General features: G+C 61.0%; 18 protein-coding genes. 5 read left to right on the top strand and 13 right to left on the bottom strand.

Going from position 1 to position 21,127, the window contains the following annotated elements:
- Nucleotides 1-57 precede the first annotated feature (57 nt).
- A complete protein-coding gene (locus GJU48_RS23170; RefSeq protein ID WP_094949187.1) occupies nucleotides 58-1,446 on the bottom strand; it encodes an L-cystine transporter in 1,389 nt (462 codons plus the stop codon).
- Between the two features lie 240 nt (nucleotides 1,447-1,686).
- Here GJU48_RS23170 and GJU48_RS23165 point away from each other — a divergent pair, with 240 nt between their 5' ends.
- A complete protein-coding gene (locus GJU48_RS23165) occupies nucleotides 1,687-2,745 on the top strand; it encodes an HAD family hydrolase (RefSeq protein WP_094949186.1) in 1,059 nt (352 codons plus the stop codon).
- A gap of 392 nt (nucleotides 2,746-3,137) precedes the next feature.
- Here the strand turns inward: GJU48_RS23165 and ilvD are convergent, their stop codons facing one another.
- The 3 genes from ilvD to GJU48_RS23150 form a co-directional block, all read right to left on the bottom strand.
- Nucleotides 3,138-4,979, bottom strand: a complete 1,842-nt coding sequence (gene ilvD, locus GJU48_RS23160) for a dihydroxy-acid dehydratase (protein WP_094949185.1) — start codon at nucleotides 4,977-4,979, stop codon at nucleotides 3,138-3,140.
- 251 nt (nucleotides 4,980-5,230) lie between these two features.
- Complete coding sequence (locus tag GJU48_RS23155) at nucleotides 5,231-6,427, bottom strand: MFS transporter (protein WP_094949183.1); 1,197 nt, start codon at nucleotides 6,425-6,427, stop codon at nucleotides 5,231-5,233.
- A 241-nt stretch (nucleotides 6,428-6,668) separates the two neighbouring features.
- Nucleotides 6,669-7,865, bottom strand: coding sequence for a class I SAM-dependent rRNA methyltransferase (locus GJU48_RS23150; protein WP_003213799.1), 1,197 nt, complete (start codon nucleotides 7,863-7,865; stop codon nucleotides 6,669-6,671).
- Nucleotides 7,866-8,159: 294 nt separating this feature from the next.
- On the opposite strand from GJU48_RS23150, the gene GJU48_RS23145 reads away from it, so the two are divergent.
- Both GJU48_RS23145 and mutM read left to right on the top strand, forming a co-directional pair.
- Nucleotides 8,160-8,972, top strand: a complete 813-nt coding sequence (locus tag GJU48_RS23145; RefSeq protein WP_176462894.1) for an HDOD domain-containing protein — start codon at nucleotides 8,160-8,162, stop codon at nucleotides 8,970-8,972.
- 21 nt (nucleotides 8,973-8,993) lie between these two features.
- Nucleotides 8,994-9,806: a bifunctional DNA-formamidopyrimidine glycosylase/DNA-(apurinic or apyrimidinic site) lyase gene (gene mutM, locus GJU48_RS23140; protein WP_094949181.1), complete on the top strand. Its 813-nt coding sequence runs from the start codon at nucleotides 8,994-8,996 to the stop codon at nucleotides 9,804-9,806.
- A 122-nt stretch (nucleotides 9,807-9,928) separates the two neighbouring features.
- Here the strand turns inward: mutM and GJU48_RS23135 are convergent, their stop codons facing one another.
- The 5 genes from GJU48_RS23135 to GJU48_RS23115 form a co-directional block, all read right to left on the bottom strand.
- A complete protein-coding gene (locus GJU48_RS23135; protein ID WP_003213796.1) occupies nucleotides 9,929-10,180 on the bottom strand; it encodes a YfhL family 4Fe-4S dicluster ferredoxin in 252 nt (83 codons plus the stop codon).
- A 162-nt stretch (nucleotides 10,181-10,342) separates the two neighbouring features.
- The gene (gene coaD / locus GJU48_RS23130) at nucleotides 10,343-10,822 is read right to left on the bottom strand and encodes a pantetheine-phosphate adenylyltransferase (protein WP_003176711.1); all 480 of its coding nucleotides are present in this window, start codon (nucleotides 10,820-10,822) and stop codon (nucleotides 10,343-10,345) included.
- 114 nt (nucleotides 10,823-10,936) lie between these two features.
- Entirely contained in the window at nucleotides 10,937-12,532 is a 1,596-nt protein-coding gene (locus tag GJU48_RS23125; protein ID WP_094949180.1) for a GMC family oxidoreductase, read from the bottom strand.
- Between the two features lie 149 nt (nucleotides 12,533-12,681).
- Entirely contained in the window at nucleotides 12,682-13,227 is a 546-nt protein-coding gene (locus GJU48_RS23120) for a twin-arginine translocation pathway signal protein (RefSeq protein WP_094949179.1), read from the bottom strand.
- A 28-nt stretch (nucleotides 13,228-13,255) separates the two neighbouring features.
- Nucleotides 13,256-14,683, bottom strand: coding sequence for a coniferyl aldehyde dehydrogenase (locus tag GJU48_RS23115; RefSeq protein ID WP_094949178.1), 1,428 nt, complete (start codon nucleotides 14,681-14,683; stop codon nucleotides 13,256-13,258).
- A gap of 146 nt (nucleotides 14,684-14,829) precedes the next feature.
- Here GJU48_RS23115 and GJU48_RS23110 point away from each other — a divergent pair, with 146 nt between their 5' ends.
- Together GJU48_RS23110 and GJU48_RS23105 are read left to right on the top strand one after the other, a co-directional pair.
- The gene (locus GJU48_RS23110; RefSeq protein WP_094949177.1) at nucleotides 14,830-15,501 is read left to right on the top strand and encodes a TetR/AcrR family transcriptional regulator; all 672 of its coding nucleotides are present in this window, start codon (nucleotides 14,830-14,832) and stop codon (nucleotides 15,499-15,501) included.
- A gap of 33 nt (nucleotides 15,502-15,534) precedes the next feature.
- Nucleotides 15,535-16,389, top strand: a complete 855-nt coding sequence (locus tag GJU48_RS23105) for a sulfurtransferase (RefSeq protein ID WP_094949176.1) — start codon at nucleotides 15,535-15,537, stop codon at nucleotides 16,387-16,389.
- A 107-nt stretch (nucleotides 16,390-16,496) separates the two neighbouring features.
- On the opposite strand, the gene GJU48_RS23100 is transcribed toward GJU48_RS23105, so the two are convergent.
- Genes GJU48_RS23100 through GJU48_RS23085 form a run of 4 tightly spaced genes read right to left on the bottom strand, consistent with a single transcriptional unit; the run spans nucleotide 16,497 to nucleotide 20,995 of the window.
- Nucleotides 16,497-17,495: a hydrolase gene (locus GJU48_RS23100; RefSeq protein ID WP_094949175.1), complete on the bottom strand. Its 999-nt coding sequence runs from the start codon at nucleotides 17,493-17,495 to the stop codon at nucleotides 16,497-16,499.
- A gap of 44 nt (nucleotides 17,496-17,539) precedes the next feature.
- Nucleotides 17,540-18,157 carry a 16S rRNA (guanine(966)-N(2))-methyltransferase RsmD gene (gene rsmD, locus GJU48_RS23095; RefSeq protein WP_094949174.1) on the bottom strand — a complete coding sequence of 206 codons (618 nt, stop codon included), beginning with the start codon at nucleotides 18,155-18,157 and terminating at the stop codon, nucleotides 17,540-17,542.
- Nucleotides 18,157-19,647: a M16 family metallopeptidase gene (locus GJU48_RS23090; RefSeq protein WP_094949173.1), complete on the bottom strand. Its 1,491-nt coding sequence runs from the start codon at nucleotides 19,645-19,647 to the stop codon at nucleotides 18,157-18,159. The genes rsmD and GJU48_RS23090 overlap by 1 nt, the downstream gene beginning before the upstream one ends.
- Nucleotides 19,640-20,995, bottom strand: a complete 1,356-nt coding sequence (locus GJU48_RS23085; RefSeq protein WP_094949172.1) for a M16 family metallopeptidase — start codon at nucleotides 20,993-20,995, stop codon at nucleotides 19,640-19,642. Before GJU48_RS23085 ends, GJU48_RS23090 begins: the two co-directional genes overlap by 8 nt.
- Nucleotides 20,996-21,127: the final 132 nt, after the last annotated feature.

Here is a 21,127-nt window from a genome sequence, read left to right as displayed (position 1 = left end):
AGCTGCAAGTTAAAGCGAAGTGCTCTTTCTTGCAGCTTGAAGCTTATAGCGTGCAACTCAGCTAGCTAGCTGCACATGCTCATCGGCATTCAACAGCGTTTTATCCGTCTGCCCCATGATCTGGCTGGTAATCGCGCCCGCCGTCATCGAACCGTTCACGTTCAGCGCCGTACGGCCCATGTCGATCAGCGGCTCAACCGAAATCAGCAGCGCCACCAGTGACACCGGCAAGCCCATCGCCGGCAGCACGATCAGCGCGGCAAAGGTTGCACCGCCGCCAACACCGGCCACACCGGCCGAGCTCAAGGTCACAATCGCCACCAAGGTCGCGATCCACAGCGGGTCGAGCGGGTTGATGCCCACGGTCGGGGCAACCATCACCGCCAGCATGGCCGGGTAGAGACCGGCGCAACCGTTCTGGCCGATGGTGGCGCCGAACGAGGCAGCGAAACCGGCGATGGACTGCGGGATACCCAGGCGACGCGTCTGCGCTTCAATGCTCAGCGGGATGGCGGCTGCGCTGGAGCGGCTGGTGAAGGCAAACGTCAGCACTGGCCACACTTTACGGAAGAAGCGCAGCGGGTTGACCCCAGCCAACGACAGCAGCAGGCCATGCACCACAAACATCAGGCCCAACGCCAGGTACGACACCACCACAAAACTGCCGAGCTTAATGATGTCTTGCAGGTTGGAGCCGGCGACTACTTTAGTCATCAGCGCCAGCACGCCGTAGGGCGTCAGCTTCATCACCAGGCGCACCAGGCGCATCACCCAGGCTTGCAGGGTGTCGATGGCGTTGAGCACTTTCTGGCCTTTTTCCACGTCATCCTTGAGCAGTTGCAGCGCGGCAACCCCTAGGAACGCGGCGAAAATCACCACACTGATGATCGACGTCGGCTTGGCCCGGGCCAGGTCGGCGAAGGGGTTGGCCGGTACGAACGACAGCAGCAACTGCGGGATATTCAGGTCGGCGACCTTGCCTGCGTAATCACTCTGGATCACTTGCAGGCGCGCCATTTCCTGGGTGCCGGCCACCAAGCCTTCGGCGGTGAGGCCAAACAGGTTGGTCAGGCCGATACCGATCAGCGCCGCAATTGCCGTGGTGAACAGCAGCGTGCCGATGGTCAGGAAGCTGATCTTGCCCAGGGACGAGGCGTTATGCAGGCGCGCTACGGCACTGAGGATAGAGGCGAATACCAGCGGGATCACGATCATTTGCAGCAGTTGCACATAGCCGTTGCCGACCAGATCGAACCAACTGATCGAGGCCTTGAGCACCGGGTTACCGTCGCCATAAATAGTGTGCAACGCCGCGCCAAACAGCACACCAAGCACCAGTGCAAACAGGACCTTTTTAGCGAGGCTCCAGTTGGTGCGACGCGTTTGTGCCAGGCCCAGCAACAGGGCCACGAACACCAGTAAGTTGAGAATCAGGAGCAGATTCATTGAAGCTCCGTTGAGAAGGCAGCCAATCGCGTGAGCCTGCGATTGCGAACCGGAAAGCCTAACAGCTTGAAATATATTGATTTAATACCGATATGGAATGGTGACTGTCGTTTTTGGAATAAGCATTTGACGCTCAGGCACATGCCCTTGGCGCAATCACGACGCAAGCAGTCGCGCTCGGGCGATAACTGTCACACAAATTTGTTAGCGTCGATGTCTTTCACTCAGGGAGAAACGCTTATGAAGTTCGCGCCAACATTACTTGCCGCTGCCTTCTGCTTCGGCCTCGCCAGCCAGGCATTTGCCGCCACCGAGTTGAAGCACTGGCCGGCGCCTGCGGCCGAGCAATTGAACAAGATGATCGCCGCCAACGCCAACAAAGGCAACTTCGCGGTGTTCGACATGGACAACACCAGTTACCGCTATGACCTCGAAGAGTCCCTGCTGCCGTTCCTTGAGAACAAGGGCCTGATCACCCGCGAGACCATGGACCCTTCGCTCAAACTTATGCCCTTCAAAGACACCGCCGAGCACAAAGAAAGCCTGTTCAGCTATTACTACCGCCTCTGTGAAGTCGACGACATGGTCTGCTACCCGTGGGTCGCGCAGATTTTTTCCGGGTTTACCCTCAAGGAACTCAAGGGCTACGTCGACGAGCTGATGGCGTCGGGCAAGCCGGTGCCGGTCACGTATTTTGAAGGCGATGTGGTGAAAAAATCCGAGGTCCAGCCGCCGAAAGTCTTCACCGGCCAGGCCGAGCTGTACAACAAGCTGATGGAAAACGGCATTGAGGTGTATGTGATGACCGCCGCCTCTGAGGAGCTGGTGCGCATGGTTGCCGCCGATCCGAAGTACGGCTACAACGTCAAACCCGAAAACGTTATTGGCGTGAGTACCCTGCTCAAAGACCGCAAGACCGGCGAGCTCACCACCGCGCGCAAACAGATCGCCGCCGGCAAATATGACGAAAAAGCCAACCTCGGCCTGGAGCTGACCCCGTACCTGTGGACCCCGGCGACCTGGATGGCCGGCAAGCACGCGGCGATCCTGACCTACATCGACGAGTGGAAAAAACCGGTGATCGTCGGCGGTGATACACCGACCAGCGACGGCTACATGCTGTTCCACGATGTGGACGTGGCCAAGGGCGGCATCCACCTGTGGATCAACCGCAAGGACAAGTACATGACCCAGCTCAACGGCATGATGGCCAAGCATGCGGCCGCACAGGCCAAGGAAGGGTTGCCGGTGACGGCGGACAAGAACTGGGTGATCGTCAAGCCGGACGAGATTCAGTAAGAGCGAGGTGCCTGCTTCGCGAGCAAGCCCGCTCCCACATTCGACCGCATGCTTATGTTGGAACACGGTCAAGTGTGGGAGCGGGCTTGCTCGCGAAGGCGGTGTGTCAGGCAGTACAGATGTTGACTGGCTAACCGCTATCGCAGGCAAGGAGCGAGGTGCCTGCTTCGCGAGCAAGCCCGCTCCCACATTCGACCGCATGCTTATGTTGGAACACGGTCAAGTGTGGGAGCGGGCTTGCTCGCGAAGGCGGTGTGTCAGGCAGTACAGATGTTGACTGGCTAACCGCTATCGCAGGCAAGCCAGTTTCCACATGTAATCTTCAGTGATTTGGCGAGTTAGCCAGGCAAAAAAATGCCCCGCACCTGGCGGGGCATTTTTATGCGCGAGGCTTACAGGCCGTCGAGCATCGCTTTGTTACGCACGGCACCCTTGTCGGCGCTGGTGGCCAGCAATGCGTAAGCCTTCAACGCGGTGGTGACTTTGCGCGGACGCTTTTCCACCGGCTTCCAGCCTTTCTTGTCCTGCTCGACGCGGCGCGCGGCCAGCTCTTCGTCGCTGATCAACAGGTTGATCGAGCGGTTCGGAATGTCGATCAGCACTTTGTCGCCGTCCTGCACCAGACCAATCGCGCCGCCGGCAGCGGCTTCCGGTGAAGCGTGGCCGATGGACAGGCCCGAAGTGCCGCCGGAAAAACGGCCGTCGGTCAGCAAGGCGCAGGCTTTGCCCAGGCCTTTGGATTTCAGGTACGACGTCGGGTAGAGCATCTCTTGCATGCCCGGGCCGCCTTTCGGGCCTTCGTAACGGATGATGACGATGTCGCCTTCTTTCACTTCGTCAGCGAGGATGCCGCGTACCGAGCTGTCCTGGCTTTCGTAGATCTTGGCGCGGCCTTCGAACACGTGGATGGATTCATCCACACCGGCGGTTTTCACCACGCAACCATCCAGGGCGATGTTGCCGTACAGCACGGCCAGGCCGCCTTCTTGCGAGTAGGCATGCTCGACACTGCGGATGCAGCCGTTTTCACGGTCGTCATCGAGGGTGTCCCAACGGGTCGACTGGCTGAACGCCGTCTGAGTTGGGATGCCCCCCGGGCCTGCCTTGAAGAAGGTATGCACGGCTTCGTCGTCAGTCTGGGTGATGTCCCACTTGGCGATGCCTTCGGCCAGGGATTTGCTGTGCACGGTCGGCAGGTCGGTGTGCAACAGGCCGCCACGGGCCAGGGAGCCTAGGATCGAGAAGATCCCGCCGGCGCGGTGCACGTCTTCCATATGGTACTTCTGGATGTTCGGCGCGACCTTGCACAGCTGCGGCACGTGGCGGGACAGACGGTCGATGTCGCGCAGGTCGAAGTCGATCTCGGCTTCTTGCGCGGCGGCCAGCAAGTGCAGGATGGTGTTGGTGGAACCGCCCATGGCGATGTCCAGGGTCATGGCGTTTTCGAACGCCTTGAAGTTAGCGATGTTGCGCGGCAACACCGACTCATCGTTCTCGGTGTAGTAACGCTTGCACAGCTCGACGATGGTGCGGCCGGCCTGCAGGAACAGCTGTTCGCGGTCGCTGTGGGTGGCCAACGTGGAACCGTTGCCCGGCAACGCCAGACCTAAGGCTTCCACCAGGCAGTTCATCGAGTTGGCGGTGAACATGCCGGAGCACGAACCGCAGGTCGGGCAGGCGCTGCGCTCGTATTCCGCGACCTTCTCGTCGGACGCACTGGAATCGGCGGCGATGACCATGGCGTCAACCAGGTCGAGGCCGTGGGAGGCGAGCTTGGTCTTGCCGGCTTCCATCGGGCCGCCGGAGACGAAGATCACCGGGATGTTCAGGCGCAGGGCGGCCATCAGCATGCCAGGGGTGATCTTGTCGCAGTTGGAGATGCACACGATGGCGTCGGCGCAGTGGGCGTTGACCATGTATTCCACGGAGTCGGCGATGATCTCGCGGCTCGGCAGCGAATACAGCATGCCGTCATGGCCCATGGCAATGCCGTCATCCACGGCGATGGTGTTGAATTCTTTCGCTACACCGCCGGCGCGTTCGATCTCGCGGGCGACCAGTTGGCCCAGGTCCTTGAGGTGGACGTGGCCCGGTACGAATTGGGTGAACGAGTTGGCAATCGCGATGATCGGCTTTTTGAAGTCGTCATCTTTCATCCCCGTGGCACGCCACAGTGCGCGCGCGCCGGCCATGTTGCGGCCGTGGGTGGATGTTTTCGAGCGGTAATCGGGCATTGGAGCTCTCCGGGCGGCTAATCAGGTACTAATCAGGTGCTAAAGGGGAAGTGAGCTTCTATTGACGTCTGGAACACTCAGAAAATGGCCGTGTGTCCAAACGTTGCCACTCGCGTCGCGGGATCGCCGCGTGCTTGGGCCTCGAGCTCATAAACCCGCCGGGGGATGACTGGCGATGAATAGGGTCGATTCTACACCGCTGGCGGCGGGAGGGAATGGGCAGGTGCTAGCGTCGGATGCGGGGTTGAGCCTTAGCGGCGCCCGATCCGCCGGTTAGTGAGCAGCCCCCAAAGGCTGAACCCGATGAAGCTGAGGGCGATGGTCATCAGCAAATGGCTGCCAGTCTGCGCAAGGGCGGCGCTGCTGACGGCGGCGGTGAGGAACATGATGCTATTGCCCGCCGATGCCGCCGTTCCCGCGCTGCTCGAAAACAACAGCATCGCGGCCGAAATGGCGGCAGGCCTTACCAGCGTGACCGCCAGGGCGCTGATCAGCATGGGAATCAGCAGGGTGATGGTCGTTATGGCCTCGTAGTGAATGATCAGCGCCAGCAGCACGCCTGAAACACTGAGCAAGCCGAGGCCGATGTTGATTTGCCGGGACAGTGAGATGCGTTTTTGCAGGTACGAAGCCGCCACGCCACCGAGCAGGTAGGCAATGCCGTACACCATCAGCACCAGTGCATATTGGTATTCGGACAGCTTCAACGCATCCATGAAAATCAGCGGCGTTACGCTGATCAAGGCGAAATAGCAGGCGAACACCAGCGCGGCGATCCACCAGTAACGCAGGAAGTCGCGGTTGCTGGCGACGGCTTTGAGCGTGCCGATGATCGACACCGACGCGCGGTGCGGGCTGGCGGACTTGGATGGCAGGATGCAGAACGCATGAATCAACATGCCCAGTGCCATGAGCGCAAAGCCATAGAAGCTGCCCTGCCAGTCGAAGGTGGTTTGCAGCCATGAGCCGATCAACGGCGAGAGTGCGACAAACGAGCCACTCAGGGTCATGTAGTAGAGGCGCACGCGGGCGCGGTCTTGTTCTTCGAACAGGTCTTCCACCAGTGCGTGGCCCAACACGAAAAAGCCGCAGCCCATGGCCTGCACCGTACGAAACAGCAGGAAGGCCAGGTAGTCAGACGCCAGCGCGCAGCCAATCGCACCGAGGATCGACAGCGTGATGCAGCTGAGCAGGACTTCCTTGCGCCCCCATTTATCCGACAGCGGGCCCGCGACCAGTTGGGAGATAGAAAACACCAGCGTAAATAAGCTGATCGAGAGCGCGATGTCTGCGGTGGGCGTGTCGAACCGGGCAGCCAGAGCAGGGAACGAGGGCAGCAGAATATTGATCGGGAAGAAGCTGATCAGTGAAATGCAGGTGATGAGGATGAAGCGCGAGTGCTGTTGGCGTTTTACGTCGGCACTGGGCTGGGCGTAGGACTCAGACATTGTTTTTGTTTTCCGGAGTAATTCCAGAAACCGATACTAGTCTGCGAAATGTGGAATTCAATCAAAACCGTTGCGAGAAGCTGCCTCCACTTGCATGGCTTGCGGCAATATTTCTGACACAGCACAAAAAAATGTGGGAGCTGGCTTGCCTGCGATAGCGGTGCAACAGGTTAAAAGTCTGTACCTGATACACCGCTATCGCGGGCAAGCCCGCTCCCACAGTTTGATCTGCGCTTATGGCTTAGCTATTAGGCAGCAACCGGCACGTAATGCTCTTGATGTAACGCGTTTCGGCAATCGCCGGGTGCACCGGGTGATCCGGGCCCTGGCCGCCGCGTTCGAGCATCTGGATATTGCGGTCCAGGTGGCGGGCGCTGGTCAGCAGGATGTTTTGCAGGTCGTCTTCCGGCAGGTGCATCGAGCACGATGCGCTGACCAGAATGCCGTCCTTGCTGAGCAGGCGCATGGCTTGCTCGTTCAGGCGGCGGTAGGCGCCTTCGCCGTTTTTCATGTCTTTTTTGCGTTTGATGAAGGCCGGTGGGTCGGCGACGATCACGTCGAAGCGTTCTTCGCTGGCTTTCAGTTCTTTCAAGGCTTCGAAGACGTCGCCTTCGATGCAGGTCATTTTCTCGGCAACGCCGTTCAGCGCGGCGTTGCGCTCTACGCCGTCGAGGGCGAAGGCGGAGGCGTCGACGCAGAACACTTCACTGGCGCCGAAGGCCGCGGCTTGCACGCCCCAGCCGCCGATGTAGCTGTAGAGGTCGAGCACGCGTTTGCCTTTGGCATACGGGGCCAGGCGCGCGCGGTTCATGCGGTGGTCGTAGAACCAGCCGGTCTTCTGGCCCTGGATCACCGGGGCTTCGAATTTCACGCCGTTTTCTTCCAGCGCGACCCACTCCGGCACCAGGCCGAACACGGTTTCAACGTAGCGGTTGAGGCCTTCGGCATCGCGCGCGGCGGAGTCGTTCTTGAACAGGATGCCGCTCGGCTTGAGCACTTGGGTCAGGGCGGCGATCACGTCTTCTTTGTGCGCTTCCATGGTCGCCGAAGCGATCTGGACCACCAGGATGTCGCCGAAACGGTCGACTACCAGGCCCGGCAACAGGTCGGAATCGCCGTAGACCAGGCGGTAGAACGGCTTGTCGAACAGGCGATCACGCAGGGACAGGGCGACGTTGATGCGGTGCACCAGCAGCGACTTGTCCAAAGGCAACTTGATGTCGCGCGACAGCAGGCGCGCGCAGATCAGGTTGTTCGGGCTCATGGCCACGATGCCCAGGGTCTTGCCGCCGGCCGCTTCCAGGATAGCCTGGTCGCCCGCCTGGAAGCCGTGAAGTGGGGTGGCGGCCACGTCGATTTCGTTGCTGTAGACCCACAGGTGGCCGTTGCGCAAACGACGATCGGCGTTGGCTTTGAGACGCAGGCTTGGCAGGGACATGACGTCGCTCCGGAAAAAAGAGTGGGAGTATACCTGTTGCGCAGATATTCATGTGGGAGCTGGCTTGCCTGCAATGCAGGCGGCTCGATGTATCTGACGTACGGTGGTGATGCCATCGCAGCGGTGCGGCGACCCGACAAGCCAGCTCCCACATTTGATCCGGTTTCAGTTCGGTTTTTTGAGGTGTCGGTCAGCTTCCCATAGAGGTTAGAATCCCCGCCTAGCCCAGAGTGTGTACTTATGTCCCAAGAGCTTTCCGCCGAACAGATCCAACAGGCCCTGCAAGGCATCAGCGTGCCGCCCCAACCGCAAATCATGGTGGATTTGCAGATGGAGCAGTACATGCCCGACCCGGACCTGGACGTGATCGCGCGGTTGATCTCCCAGGACCCAGGCCTGTCCGGCGCCTTGCTGAAAATCGTCAACTCGTCGTATTACGGGCTGAGCAACAAGATCGCCTCAATCCAGCGCGCGGTGAACCTGCTGGGCAGCCGTTCGATCATCAACCTGATCAACGCCCTGTCGATCAAGGGCGAGATGAGCGATGACACCATCGTCACGCTCAACCGCTTCTGGGACACCGCCCAGGATGTGGCCATGACCTGCCTGACCTTGGCCAAACGCACCGGCTCGCAAGCGGTCGACGAGGCGTATGCCTTAGGCTTGTTCCACGATTGTGGCGTGCCGTTGATGCTCAAGCGCTTCCCCAATTACATGACGGTGCTGGAACAGGCCTACGCCAATGCCGGCCCCGACTGCCGCGTGGTCGATACTGAAAACAACGCCTTCAACACCAACCATGCCGTGGTGGGCTATTACACGGCCAAATCCTGGCGCCTGCCGGAGCATGTGACCGACGCCATCGCCAACCACCACAACGCCCTGGCGATTTTCAGCGATGAGTCGACGCGCAACCCGCAACTGAAAAACCTGCTGGCGATCCTCAAAATGGCTGAGCACATCTGCTCGTCCTATCGCGTGCTGGGTAACCAGACCGTGGACCATGAGTGGAATGCCATCGGCCATCTGGTGCTGGATTACCTGGGCCTGTCGGACTACGACTTCGAAAGCATGAAGTTGTCGATCCGCGAACTGGGCGCGCACTGACCCTTTCTTCACGAGGTACACATGCCCGAGTTACCAGAAGTCGAAACCACCCGGCGCGGTATTGCGCCGCACCTGGAGGGCCAGCGCGTCAGCCGCGTGGTGGTACGTGAGCGGCGCCTGCGCTGGCCGATCCCGGAAGACCTCGATGTACGCCTGTCGGGGCAGCGCATTGTGCTGGTGGAACGGCGGGCCAAGTACCTGTTGATCAATGCCGAAGTGGGCACCTTGATCAGCCACTTGGGCATGTCGGGCAACTTGCGTCTGGTGGAAGTCGGCATGCCGGCGGCCAAGCATGAGCATGTGGATATCGAGTTGGAATCCGGCATGGCCCTGCGTTACACCGACCCACGGCGCTTCGGCGCGATGCTGTGGAGCCAGGACCCGCACAACCACGAACTGTTGATTCGCCTGGGCCCGGAGCCGTTGACCGACCTGTTTGATGGCGAGCGCCTGTTCCAGCGGTCCCGTGGCAAGTCGATGGCGGTGAAGCCGTTCATCATGGACAACGCGGTGGTGGTGGGCGTGGGCAATATCTATGCGACGGAAGCGTTGTTTGCCGCCGGGATTGACCCGCGTCGGGCCGCCGGTGGTATTTCACGCGGGCGTTACCTGAAGCTGGCGATCGAAATCAAGCGCGTGCTGGCGGCCGCCATTGAACGTGGCGGCACCACATTGCGGGACTTTATCGGGGGTGATGGGCAGCCGGGGTATTTCCAGCAAGAACTGTTCGTCTACGGCCGGGGCGGCGAGGGGTGCAAGGTTTGCGGGACCGAGTTGCGCAATGTGGTGCTGGGGCAGCGGGCGAGTGTGTTTTGCCCTAAATGTCAGAGCTGATTGCTGTGTGATGGCTGATGCCGCCATCGCAGGCAAGCCAGCTCCCACAGTTAGATTTGTGAATCCATTCAGTGTGGGAGCGGGCTTGCCCGCGATGAGGCCCGGCCAGACACCACAGGGCCTCAGGCTTTACCGGTAATCAACCGGTACTTCTCCATCAACTGCTCTTCCGTTTCCGGATGGGCTTCATCCAGCGGAATGCAATCCACCGGGCACACTTGCTGGCACTGAGGCTCGTCATAGTGGCCGACGCACTGGGTGCACAGGTTGGGGTCGATCACGTAGATCTCTTCGCCCTGGGAAATCGCAGCGTTCGGGCACTCGGGTTCGCAGACGTCGCAGTTGATGCAATCGTCGGTGATGATCAAGGACATGGAAACTCCTGCCAGGGCTGTCAGCCAGGGCATCTGAAAACTAATGCGCGCAATTGTGCCGCATTGGCGCCCGCAGTGCGAGTGCACATGACCTGAGGTCAACTGGTATGTCTGGGGCGCTATGGGCAGCCCGCTCGCCACAACAAGCCCACTCATCAGAAATTACTTCTTGAAGCGCAGCGTCAGCGCATCCGCGACAGCCGGGTGTACGAACTTGGTGATATCCCCGCCCAAAGCGGCAATTTCACGCACCAACGTCGAGGAAATGAACGAATAACGCTCCGACGGCGTAAGAAACAGGCTTTCCACGTCCGGCGCCAGTTGGCGGTTCATGTTGGCCAGCTGGAATTCGTATTCGAAGTCCGACACCGCACGCAGGCCGCGCAGGAATACATTGGCGTTCTGCTCTTTGGCGAAGTGCGCGAGCAAGGTCGAGAAACCCACCACTTCTACGTTGGGCAGGTGCTTGGTGACCTCACGCGCCAGTTCCACGCGCTGTTCCAGGGGAAACAGCGGGTTTTTCTTGGGGCTGGCAGCGACTGCGATGATCACATGGTCGAACAGGCGAGAGGCGCGTTCGACCAGATCGCCATGGCCTTTGGTAATCGGGTCGAAGGTTCCTGGGTACAACACTCGGTTCATCGCGTCGTCCTGGCGGAGTCCGTTGGGGAACCGGATGGTATCGCAGCCATCCCGGTCGGCCAAGTCAACTTATGCAGAAGAAAGCAGTATAGACATGGCGAATACCGTGTTTTTTCACGCTGTTTTCAGACGTTCGGCCAACGCTGTCGCCAGTTGCGCGGTTAATCCATACACCGACAATTGCGGATTAGCCCCAATGCTGGTGGGGAATAACGAGCCGTCGTGGATCGACAGGTTGCGCAGTTGGTGATGGCGACCGAGGCTGTCGGCCACTGCGGTTTTCGGGTCTTCACCCATGGCGCAACCGCCCATCACATGGGCACTGCCCAGCGTGGTTCGGTGCAGTTCCAGGCTCAGGCCGTCAATCAGGTTGCGTGCCTCAGCCAGGGTGTTCACGTAGCGCGCATCGTGATGCAGCGGCTTGACTGACTTGGCGCCCGCCGCGAACTGAATCTCGGCCATGCTGTGGAAGGCACGGCGCAGGCCGTCCCACGCGTAGGGCGAAACCTGGTAGTCGAGCACCGGCGTGCCGTCTGCGCGTAATTCCACTGTGCCGCCGGGGCTGTCGGGGTGGAAACCGTCGCGCAGCAGCGCGAGCATGGCGTGGGTGTGGGGCAATTGGCTCATGTCGAGCGCGTTCCCTGTGCCGTAGCCGCCGAACAGGGTGCTGGCCAATCCCGGGTGTAACGGCGGTGCCTCCAGCTTGTAGGACATTTTGCCGGTGGTACCGTCCTGCCATTGGAAGTGGTCGGAGTAGATCGACTGCGGCGCGCCGTAGAACGGGTTGATCACGTCGTCGAACAAGCCGGCGGAGAAGTTCACCAAGTGCAGGAACGTTCGCTTGCCCAGCCGAGAATGCGGGTCAGGCGCGTCCGAGCGCATCAGCAGCGCCGGGCTGTTGATGCCGCCGCCCGCGAGCACGTAATGCTTGGCCTTGACCGTAATCTTGCGCCCGGTGGGTGCAACGCAGCGTTTGTCCATCGCCACGCATTCCAGGCTGCTGATGGTGTCACCGCTGTATTTGAGGCGCTCGGCGCGGGCCAGGTACAGCAGCTCGCCGCCCTTTTCCAGGGTGGACGGGATGGTAGTTACCAGCATCGATTGCTTGGCGTTGACCGGGCAGCCCATGCCGCAATAGCCCAGGTTGAAGCAGCCACGCACGTTGCGTGGGATCACGTGCCAGCTGTAACCGAGTTTTTCGCAGCCTTTGCGGATCACATCATTGTTGGCATTCGGTGGAATGGCCCACGGGGCGATGCCCAGGCGCTGTTCCATCTTCTCGAACCACGGTGCCATGTCGGCGCTGCTGTGGCCTTTTACTGCGTATTCACTGGCCCAGTGGGAAAGAGTGGCGTCGGGTGTACGAAAGCTCGACGTCCAGTTGATCAAGGTGGTGCCGCCTACGGCCCGGCCCTGCAGGATGGTGATCGCGCCGTCCTTACTCATGCGGCCGATGCCTTCCTGATAGAGGCTGGCGTAGGCCTCGTCTTCGAGCAGCTTGAAGTCGCTGCTGGTCTTGAGCGGGCCTTCTTCGATCAGCAGCACCTTGTAGCCGGCGGCGCTGAGGACCTCGGCGGTGGTGCCGCCACCGGCGCCGCTGCCGATAATTGCCACATCGGCTTCCAGGGTCAGATCGCCGTCAAGGGCAGCGCCATTGTGGGTTTTCCAGCCGCGGGCCAGGCCGTCGCGGAACAGATCGGGTACGGGCATAGGTGTGCACTCTTATTTTTTGTATGAAGTGGCAACCAATGTGGGAGCTGGCTTACCTGCGATAGCGGTCTGCCTGCCGATCAATTCATCGCTGGCCCGCCGCTATCGCAGGCAAGCCAGCTCCCACCTGTCTGAATGGGTTATCAACGTCAAATTTTGGGTGGCCCGGGGTAGCCGCAATGCGCCCAGGACTGCGGGCGGAAGTACCAAGCCATGATCACCAGCTTGAGCAGCGAGCCCTGGCCCATGCGCAGCAGGTTCAGGTAGCTGTTTTCCCAGCGGTGCAGGAAGTTGCGGATCTGCTCGCTACTGGCGTTTTCCCAGCTGCCCCAGATACCGGTCAGTGGGCCGCGGGTGATGCCCATGCTCAATACGTCGAACAGTTGCTGGGTGAGCTTGAACATTTCCGGCGACAGGTGCTGGAGGCTGTAGTCGAGCTTTTTCAGGGTGTCTTCGATCCCGGCGACCACGTCCTGGGCGCTGGCCGCGCCTTCGAGCAGCACGGGGATTACCGCGCGCAAGAACGGCAAGTCACTGCTGCGCAGCAGGGCAAAACCGCTGGCCGGGGTGCTGCTGGAGCAGCCGCTGAGGCTGGCGCCTAGCCCGGCGGTGGCCAGGAATGCGCTGGCGCACAGGCCGATTTTCAGGACGCCGCGCCGCGACAGCGCAGGTGAATCAGTCAGGCTAGGGTTCATTGTTATTGTTACCCCGAGGTTGGCGGAATCAGCGAATAAACAGTTTTTGAATCAACGTCTGGATCGACTTGCCGTAAGGCGGGTAGATCAGCTTTGCCGCGTTCAGGCGCTGTTTCACCAGTACGCCCTTGGCTTTGCTGAACGTGAGGAAGCCTTCATGGCCGTGGTAGTGGCCCATGCCCGAGGGGCCGATGCCGCCAAAGGGCATGTCGTCCTGGGCCACATGCAGCAGGGTGTCGTTCAGGCACACGCCACCGGAGTGGGTTTCATGGAGTACGCGGTTCTGCTCGCCCTTGTTGTAGCCGAAGTAGTACAGGGCCAATGGGCGAGGGCGCTGGTTGATGTAGGCAAACGCCTGGTCAATGCCGCGATACGGCACGATCGGCAGCACAGGGCCGAAGATTTCGTCCTGCATCACGGTCATTTCATCGCTGACATTTAGCAGCAGGCTGTGGGCCATACGCCGTGCCTGGCCTTGGTCGTACAGCGGAATCAGGGTGGCGCCTTTGTCGGTGGCGTCTTTGACGTAGGCATTCAGCCGTGCCTGCTGCCTTTCGTTGATGATGGCGGTGTAGTCCGGGTTGTCGGCCAGGGTCGGATAAAACCCGCGAACGGCTTTGCTGTACGCCTCGACGAACCCTTCGACGCGATCTTCCGGCACCAGCACGTAGTCCGGCGCTACACAGGTTTGCCCGGCATTCAGGCATTTGCCGAAGGCGATGCGCTCGGCGGCGTCCTTGAGCGGTACGTCGGCGGAGACAATCGCCGGCGACTTGCCGCCCAGCTCCAGCGTGACCGGCGTGAGATGCTCGGCAGCGGCGCGCATCACGTGCTTGCCGATGCTGGTGGCGCCGGTAAACAGCAGGTGATCGAAGCGCAATTTGGAGAACGCCATGCCCACTTCGGCTTCGCCCAGCACCACGCATACCAAGTCTTCGGGGAAGATTTTCGCCAACAGCGCCTTGAGCAGTTCACCCGTGGCGGGCGTGGATTCGCTGAGCTTGAGCATCACCCGGTTACCGGCCGCCAGAGCGCCGACCAACGGGCCAATGGCCAAATACAGTGGGTAGTTCCACGGCACGATCACCCCAACCACGCCCAGCGGTTGGTAGATGACTTTGGCCGACGCGGGTTGGAAGGCAATGCCTACGGCGCGGCGGGAAGGTTTCATCCAGCCCTTTAGGTGTTTACTGGCGTAGTGAATGCCATGCAAGCTCGGCATCAGTTCGGCGAACAGGGTTTCGTCTGCGCTGCGATGGCTGAAGTCCTGGCTGATCGCGTTGATCAGGGCTTGGCGTTCGTCGCTGAGCAAGTCGCGCAAGGCTTTGAGCCATTGCTGACGCTGCGCCGCCGGCGGCATCGGGTTGGCGGCATAGGCGCGGCGTTGGGCGTCGAACAGGTCCTGGAGTTGATCCAGCGCCTGGGAATCTTGCAGGTAGGCAACGGTGGCAGACATGGTGCAGTTCCCAATTGTTATAGGTCTGCCTGGATTTTTAGAGTCATTGCTCTAAATTGTCAAATGTCATTGCAGCAACAAGCGGATTTATCCAGACAAGGATAGGCCGTAAGATGCCCCATCACGTGTTTAGAAGCTGATCCCCTATGGCACCACGAGTAAAGACCAGCGAGCGCATTGTGCAAACCAGCCTGGAGCTTTTTAACCAGCAGGGCGAGCGCAGCATCAGCACCAACCACATTGCCGCCCACATGGAGATTTCCCCGGGCAACCTGTACTACCACTTCCCCAACAAGCAGGCGATCATCGCCGTGCTGTTTCGCGAATACGAAGTGTTGGTGGACAGTTTCCTGCGCCCGCCTCAAGGCCGTGCGGTAACCGTTGAAGACAAACGCTTCTACCTGCAGGCCGTGCTGGCCGGCATGTGGCGCTACCGTTTCCTGCACCGTGACCTCGAACACCTGCTGGAAAGCGACCCGGAACTGGCCACCGGCTACCGGCGTTTCTCTCAGCGTTGCCTGATCCAGGGCGGCGCTATCTATCAGGGGTTCGTGGATGCCGGCATCCTCAATATGGACCCGATACAAACCGAGGCCCTGACCCTCAATGCCTGGATCATCCTCACTTCCTGGGTGCGTTTCCTGTGCACCACCAATGAAAACTCCACCCATTTGAGCGCCGAGGCGATCAAGCGCGGGGTGTATCAGGTGCTGGTGCTGGAAGCAGGGTTTGTCACGCCCCAGGCGAAAGAGGCGGTGGACGCCTTGTTCAAAGAGTTTTACGTGCCGTTGAACCAGGCACTGGAAGAAGTGAAGTAGGACCTTTCCCGAATGTGTTCACAGGAGTCCGTCATGCCGCTTGCCCAACTGATCAGCCCCCAGCAATTAGCCGAGCGCCAGCAGGCTGCCGGGCTGGTGATCCTGGATTGCCGCTTTGCCTTGGAAGACCCGGACTACGGGCTTTGCAGCTATGCCGAGGGGCATATTGAGGGGGCGCAATACGCTGATCTGGAGCGCCACCTCAGCGGTCCGGTGACCAAAGGCGTGACCGGCCGACACCCATTGCCAGCCGCGGACACGTTCACCGAGCAACTGCGGGCTTGGGGTATCAACGCCGACACCGACATCGTGCTGTATGACGACGGCCCCGGTGCCTATGCCGCCCGCGCCTGGTGGCTGCTGGCCTGGCTGGGCAAGCGTGATGCTGTGTTTATCCTGGACGGTGGCCTCAAGGCCTGGCACGCCGCCGGTTTCCCGCTGAGCCTGGACGCGCCGGTGGTTGAGCCGGGGACGTTTGCCGGTACGCCGGACAATCACTTGGTGCTGGACGCCGAACACCTGCAAAAACGCCTGGGCGAACCGGGCATGACCTTGATTGATGCCCGCGCCCAGGCGCGTTTCCGTGGTGACGTGGAACCTATCGACCCCATCGCCGGGCACATTCCCGGTGCGCAATGTGCGGCGTTCAATGAAAACCTGGGCAGTGATGGCCGCTTTCTTCCGGCTGAGCAGCTCAAGCAGCGCTTCGCCGCGCAGTTGCAGGGCCGTTCGCCGGATGCGCTGGTGGCGTATTGCGGTTCGGGCGTGACGGCGTGTCATAACCTGTTTGCGTTGAGCTTGGCGGGTTATCCGTTGGGCAAGCTGTATGCGGGGTCGTGGAGCGAGTGGATTACTGATCCGGCGCGGGAAATTGCGACCGGCGACTGAGCTGTCAGGCCTGTAAACCCAATCAAAATGTGGGAGCTGGCTTGCCTGCGATGCCGGTGTGTCAGCTAAAAGAACCTATGCGCATTGCAGGCAAGCCCGCTCCCACATTATTTATCGTGTTTCTCCAGTAGCCACTGGGGGATTCGGCGCTCCAGGTAGTAGCTGGGGCGCTTGAGCGAACCATCGACAAACCCCACATGCCCACCCTTGGCCAATAACTCGAACTCGGTGCATTCCGACAATTCACTGGCCTCGGGCAAGCTGTGGGCGAACACGAACGGGTCATCGGCGGCCTGGATAATCAGGGTGGGGGTGCGGATAGCACCCAGGTAATACCGACTGGATGCGCGGCGGTAATAGTCCTCGGCGCTGAGGAAACCGTGCAGCGGCGCGGTCACCCGCCCATCGAAGTCCCAGAACGTGCGCATCTTCTCCAGCGAGCCCAGTGCCTCCAGGGTTTTCAGCCCGTCAGCCTGGCCATCCTGTAAAAAGCGCCGCTGCTTGGCGCGGATATACGCCAGCATCTCGCGCATAAAGTGCTTCTGATAAACCCGCGAAAAGCCCAGCCCGATGCGATCGGCGCATTGATCCAGCCGAAACGGCACCGACACCGCCGCGGCGCCGTGCAACCCCGAGGCCTCGCCGGTTTCCCCCAAATGCTTGAGCAGCACATTGCCGCCCAGGGAATAACCCACTGCGTACAGCGGCGCCAACGGCCGCTTGGCCCGCAGATGGGCAATCGCTGCCGCCAGGTCTTCGCTGGCGCCCGAGTGGTAACTGCGCGCTAGCAGGTTCGGCTCGCCCGAGCACCCGCGCCAGTTCAACGCTGCGCTGGCCCAGCCTTGAGCTGCGAGGGTTTTTTGCAGGCCAGCCACGTAGGGCGAGTTGGATGAACCCGTCAGCCCATGCAGTACCAGCACTAATGGCGCTTGTGCGTCGTGGGGGCCGTGCCAGTCGAGGTCGAGGAAGTCGCCGTCGTCCAGCCACAAGCGTTCGCGTTGGCGTTCGATATGGGTGGTGGTGCGCCACAGCGGCCCCCACAGCGTTTGCAGATGGGGGTTGCCGAGGCCGAAGGCGGGTTTGAACAGGTCGGAAGAAGGGGTCATGTAACTCTCGGTAGCAAGCGAACTCACTGTGCACAGCTGAAAGACTAGGCAGCGATTTCGACCAACCGATGCCACAACGCGTAATACACCCGCCCGGACTTCTGCTCCCGGTGCAGGCGCCAGCTGCCCGGCAGGCCGAGGGTAGACGGGGCGGTCTCACTCTCAGTGTAGATCCACGCATCCGCAGCCAGCCACTGTCGCTCTTCCAGCAACGCACACACCGTCGGCAACAGGTTTTGATTGAACGGCGGGTCGAGGAACACCACGTCGTACTCAGTTGCCGCCTGGGTTTCCAGGTAGCGCAGCGCGTCGGCGGTCTGAACCTGGCCGGTGGTGCAACGCAGCGTGCCCAGGTGTTCCTTGAGGCTGGACACCGCCACATTGCTGGCATCCAGCGCCTGGCCCTGGGCCGCGCCACGGGACAGCGCCTCCAGGAACAGCGCGCCGCTGCCGGCGAACGGGTCCAGCACTTTGGCCCCGCCGATGTACGGCGCGAGCCAGTTGAACAGGGTTTCACGCACGCGATCCGGCGTCGGGCGCAGGCCTACGACGTCAGGGAAGCTCAGCTTGCGACTGCCCCATTCACCGCCAATGATGCGCAGTTGGCCCACACCGTTATGCACGTTGTGGACAGGTTTTTTTGGGCGAGATGAACTGGCCATTAATGCTCCGGAACCCCGAGCGGCTGCTCGGCAGGTTTATCAGTGGGGGGCGGTAGTGGCTTTTGCGCAATCGTCGGGCCGGCGGTCACGATGACCATCTTGTCGGCGCTCAAGTGTTTGTTCAATGCAGCCTTGACCTGCTCTACGGTCAGGGCCTGGGATTGTTTCATGAAATCTTCCAGATAGCTCAGCGGCAGGTTGTAGAAACCCATCGCGCCCAGTTGCCCGGCAATATCGGCGTTGCTGGCGGTGGACAGCGGGAAGCTGCCGGCCAGCTCACGCTTGGCGTCATCCAGTTCCTTTTGCGTCGGGCCGGTCTTGAGGTAGTCGGCCAGTACGTCCTCAACCAGGCGCAGGGTGCCGCCGCTCATTTCGGCGCGGGTCTGCAGGTTGATCATGAACGGGCCGCGTACTTGCATCGGCGAGAAGCCGGAGTACACGCCATAGGTCAGGCCGCGTTTCTCGCGCACTTCGCTCATCAAGCGAGTGCCGAAACCACCGCCGCCGAGGATCTGGTTGCCCAGGGACAAGGCTGCGTAGTCCGGGTCGGCGCGGTCGATGCCCAGTTGCGCGAACAGCAGGTGCGTCTGCTTGGATGGGAACTCAATATGGCTCAGGCCGGCTTTGGGTTCGGTCGGTTGGGCGATCTTCGCCAGGGCCGGGCCTTTAGGCAGCGATGCGGAGACCTTGGCGGTCATGGCTTCGGCCTCGGCGCGGGTCAGGTCGCCTACAACGGCAATCACCGCGTTACCGGCGGCGTAAGCCTTGGCGTGGAAGGCCTGCAGCTGCGCGAGGGTAATCTTCGGAATGCTTTCAGGCGTGCCTTCGCTCGGGTGAGCGTAAGGGTGGTCGCCGTACAGGCGCTTGAACAGCTCAAGGCTGGCCAGTTTAGCCGGGTTCTGTTTCTGGTATTCAAAACCGGCAAGGATCTGGTTCTTGATCCGCGCCAGGGAGTCGGCCGGGAAGGTCGGCTTGCCGATCACGTCGTCGAACAGCGCCAGGGCTGCGTCGCGCTTGTCGCTGTCACTCAGGCTGCGCAGGGACACCAGCGCCATGTCGCGGTAGGCGCCATTGCCAAAGTCGGCGCCCAGGCTTTCAAAGCCACTGGCGATCTGGCTGACGCCCTTGCCCGGCACACCTTCATTGAGCATGGCGTTGGTCAGCAGGGCCACACCGGGCGTGTTGCCGTCCTGGCTGCTGCCGGCGGCGAACAGGATGCGCACGTCGAACATCGGCAATTCGTGGGCTTCGACGAACAGCACCTTGGCGCCTTCGGCGGTGGTCCAGGTTTGCACGTCGAGCTTGCGGTTGGTCGGCGCCTTGCCGTCCAGCTCCGCCAAAGATTGCAGTTTGCTGGCCGATTGGGCCTTGTCCAGCGCCTGGCTGGCCACGGATTCGCTCGGGCGCAGGAAATACACGGCGCTGGCGGCGATCGCGGTGACGGCGATCAGGGCTGGCAGGATCAGGCGGCTGCTTTTGCGATCACTCATGAGCGGTCTCCTCAGGCAAAACATGGGCGACGCTCAAACGCTCGCGGGTGAAATAAGTACGTGCGGCCTTCTGGATATCTTCCGGGGTCACGCTTTGCAGGTCGGCCAACTCGGTGTCCATCAGTTTCCAGGACAGCCCGACAGTTTCCAGGGAGCCAATGGCCGTGGCCTGGCTGGTGATGGAATCGCGCTGGTAGACCACGCCGGCGATGACCTGGGCGCGGATACGCTCCAGTTCTTCGGTGGTCGGCGGTTTGGCTTTCAATTCGTCCAGCAGGCGCCACAGGCCGGCTTCGGCTTGGGCAATGGTCTTTTTCTTCTGCTGGTTCGGCGTGGCCGTCAGGGTGAACAGGCTGTCACCCCGGGTGTAGGCGTCGTAGCTGGTGGAGGCGGCGGATACCAGCTCTTCACCGCGTTCCAGTTGCTCGGAAATACGCGCACTGTAGCCGCCATCGAGCAGGGCCGAGAGCAGGCGCAGGGCCTGTACCGAGCGTTTGTCTTCGGCGGTGGCCAGGCCTGGCACGTTGAAGCCCAGGATCACGCTCGGCAGTTGGGTCTGCACGTGCAGGGTCAGCAGGCGTTCGCCAGGCTCGGCGAGCTCCAGTGGGATTTTCGCGGGTGGCACATCACGCTTGGGGATTGGGCCGAAATAACGCTGAGCCAGGTTCTTGACCTCATCCGGGGTCACGTCACCGACTACCACCAGCGTGGCGTTGTTCGGTACATACCAGGATTGATACCAGTGGCGCAGCTCTTCGACTTTCATGCGCTCCAGGTCAGCCATCCAGCCGATGGTCGGCGTGTGGTAACCGCTGGCCGGGTAGGCCATGGCCTTGAAGCGCTCGTAGGCCTTGGACATCGGGTTATCGTCGGTGCGCAGGCGGCGCTCTTCCTTGATGACCTCGATCTCGCGGCTGAACTCATCCGCCGGCAGGCGCAGGCTGGCCATGCGGTCGGCTTCCAGCTCGAAAGCGACGCCCAGGCGATCACGGGCCAGTACTTGGTAGTAGGCGGTGTAGTCATCGCTGGTGAAGGCGTTTTCTTCGGCGCCTAGGTCGCGCAGGATCAGTGAGGCTTCGCCGGGGCCGACTTTCGCGCTGCCCTTGAACATCATGTGTTCCAGGGCGTGGGACAAACCGGTCTGGCCCGGGGTTTCGTAGCTCGAACCAACCTTGTACCAGACCTGGGAAACCACCACCGGCGCGCGATGATCTTCGCGCACGACCACTTTAAGGCCGTTATCCAAGGTGAATTCATGGGTGGGTTGTGGGTCGGCAGCCAAAGCTGAAAGGGGCAGACAAACTGTGCTGAACAGCAGGCCTGCAGCGCGGCGGGCTAGAGCATTCATTCGTTTTTAAACCTGTTGGGCTGCCCGCTTGGTCTTAGCGTCGGCGGGCGAGGAGGTACTGATCCGATTTGGACACGGCCACCATGGCGGTCATCTTGTTCCGGATCCAGTCGTAGGAACGTGGAGGTTAAA

This window comes from Pseudomonas sp. IB20, assembly GCF_009707325.1.
Taxonomy (GTDB): Bacteria; Pseudomonadota; Gammaproteobacteria; order Pseudomonadales; family Pseudomonadaceae; genus Aquipseudomonas.
The sequence above is the reverse complement of the archived record's forward strand: the minus strand, read 5'-3'. Positions and strand labels throughout refer to the sequence as shown.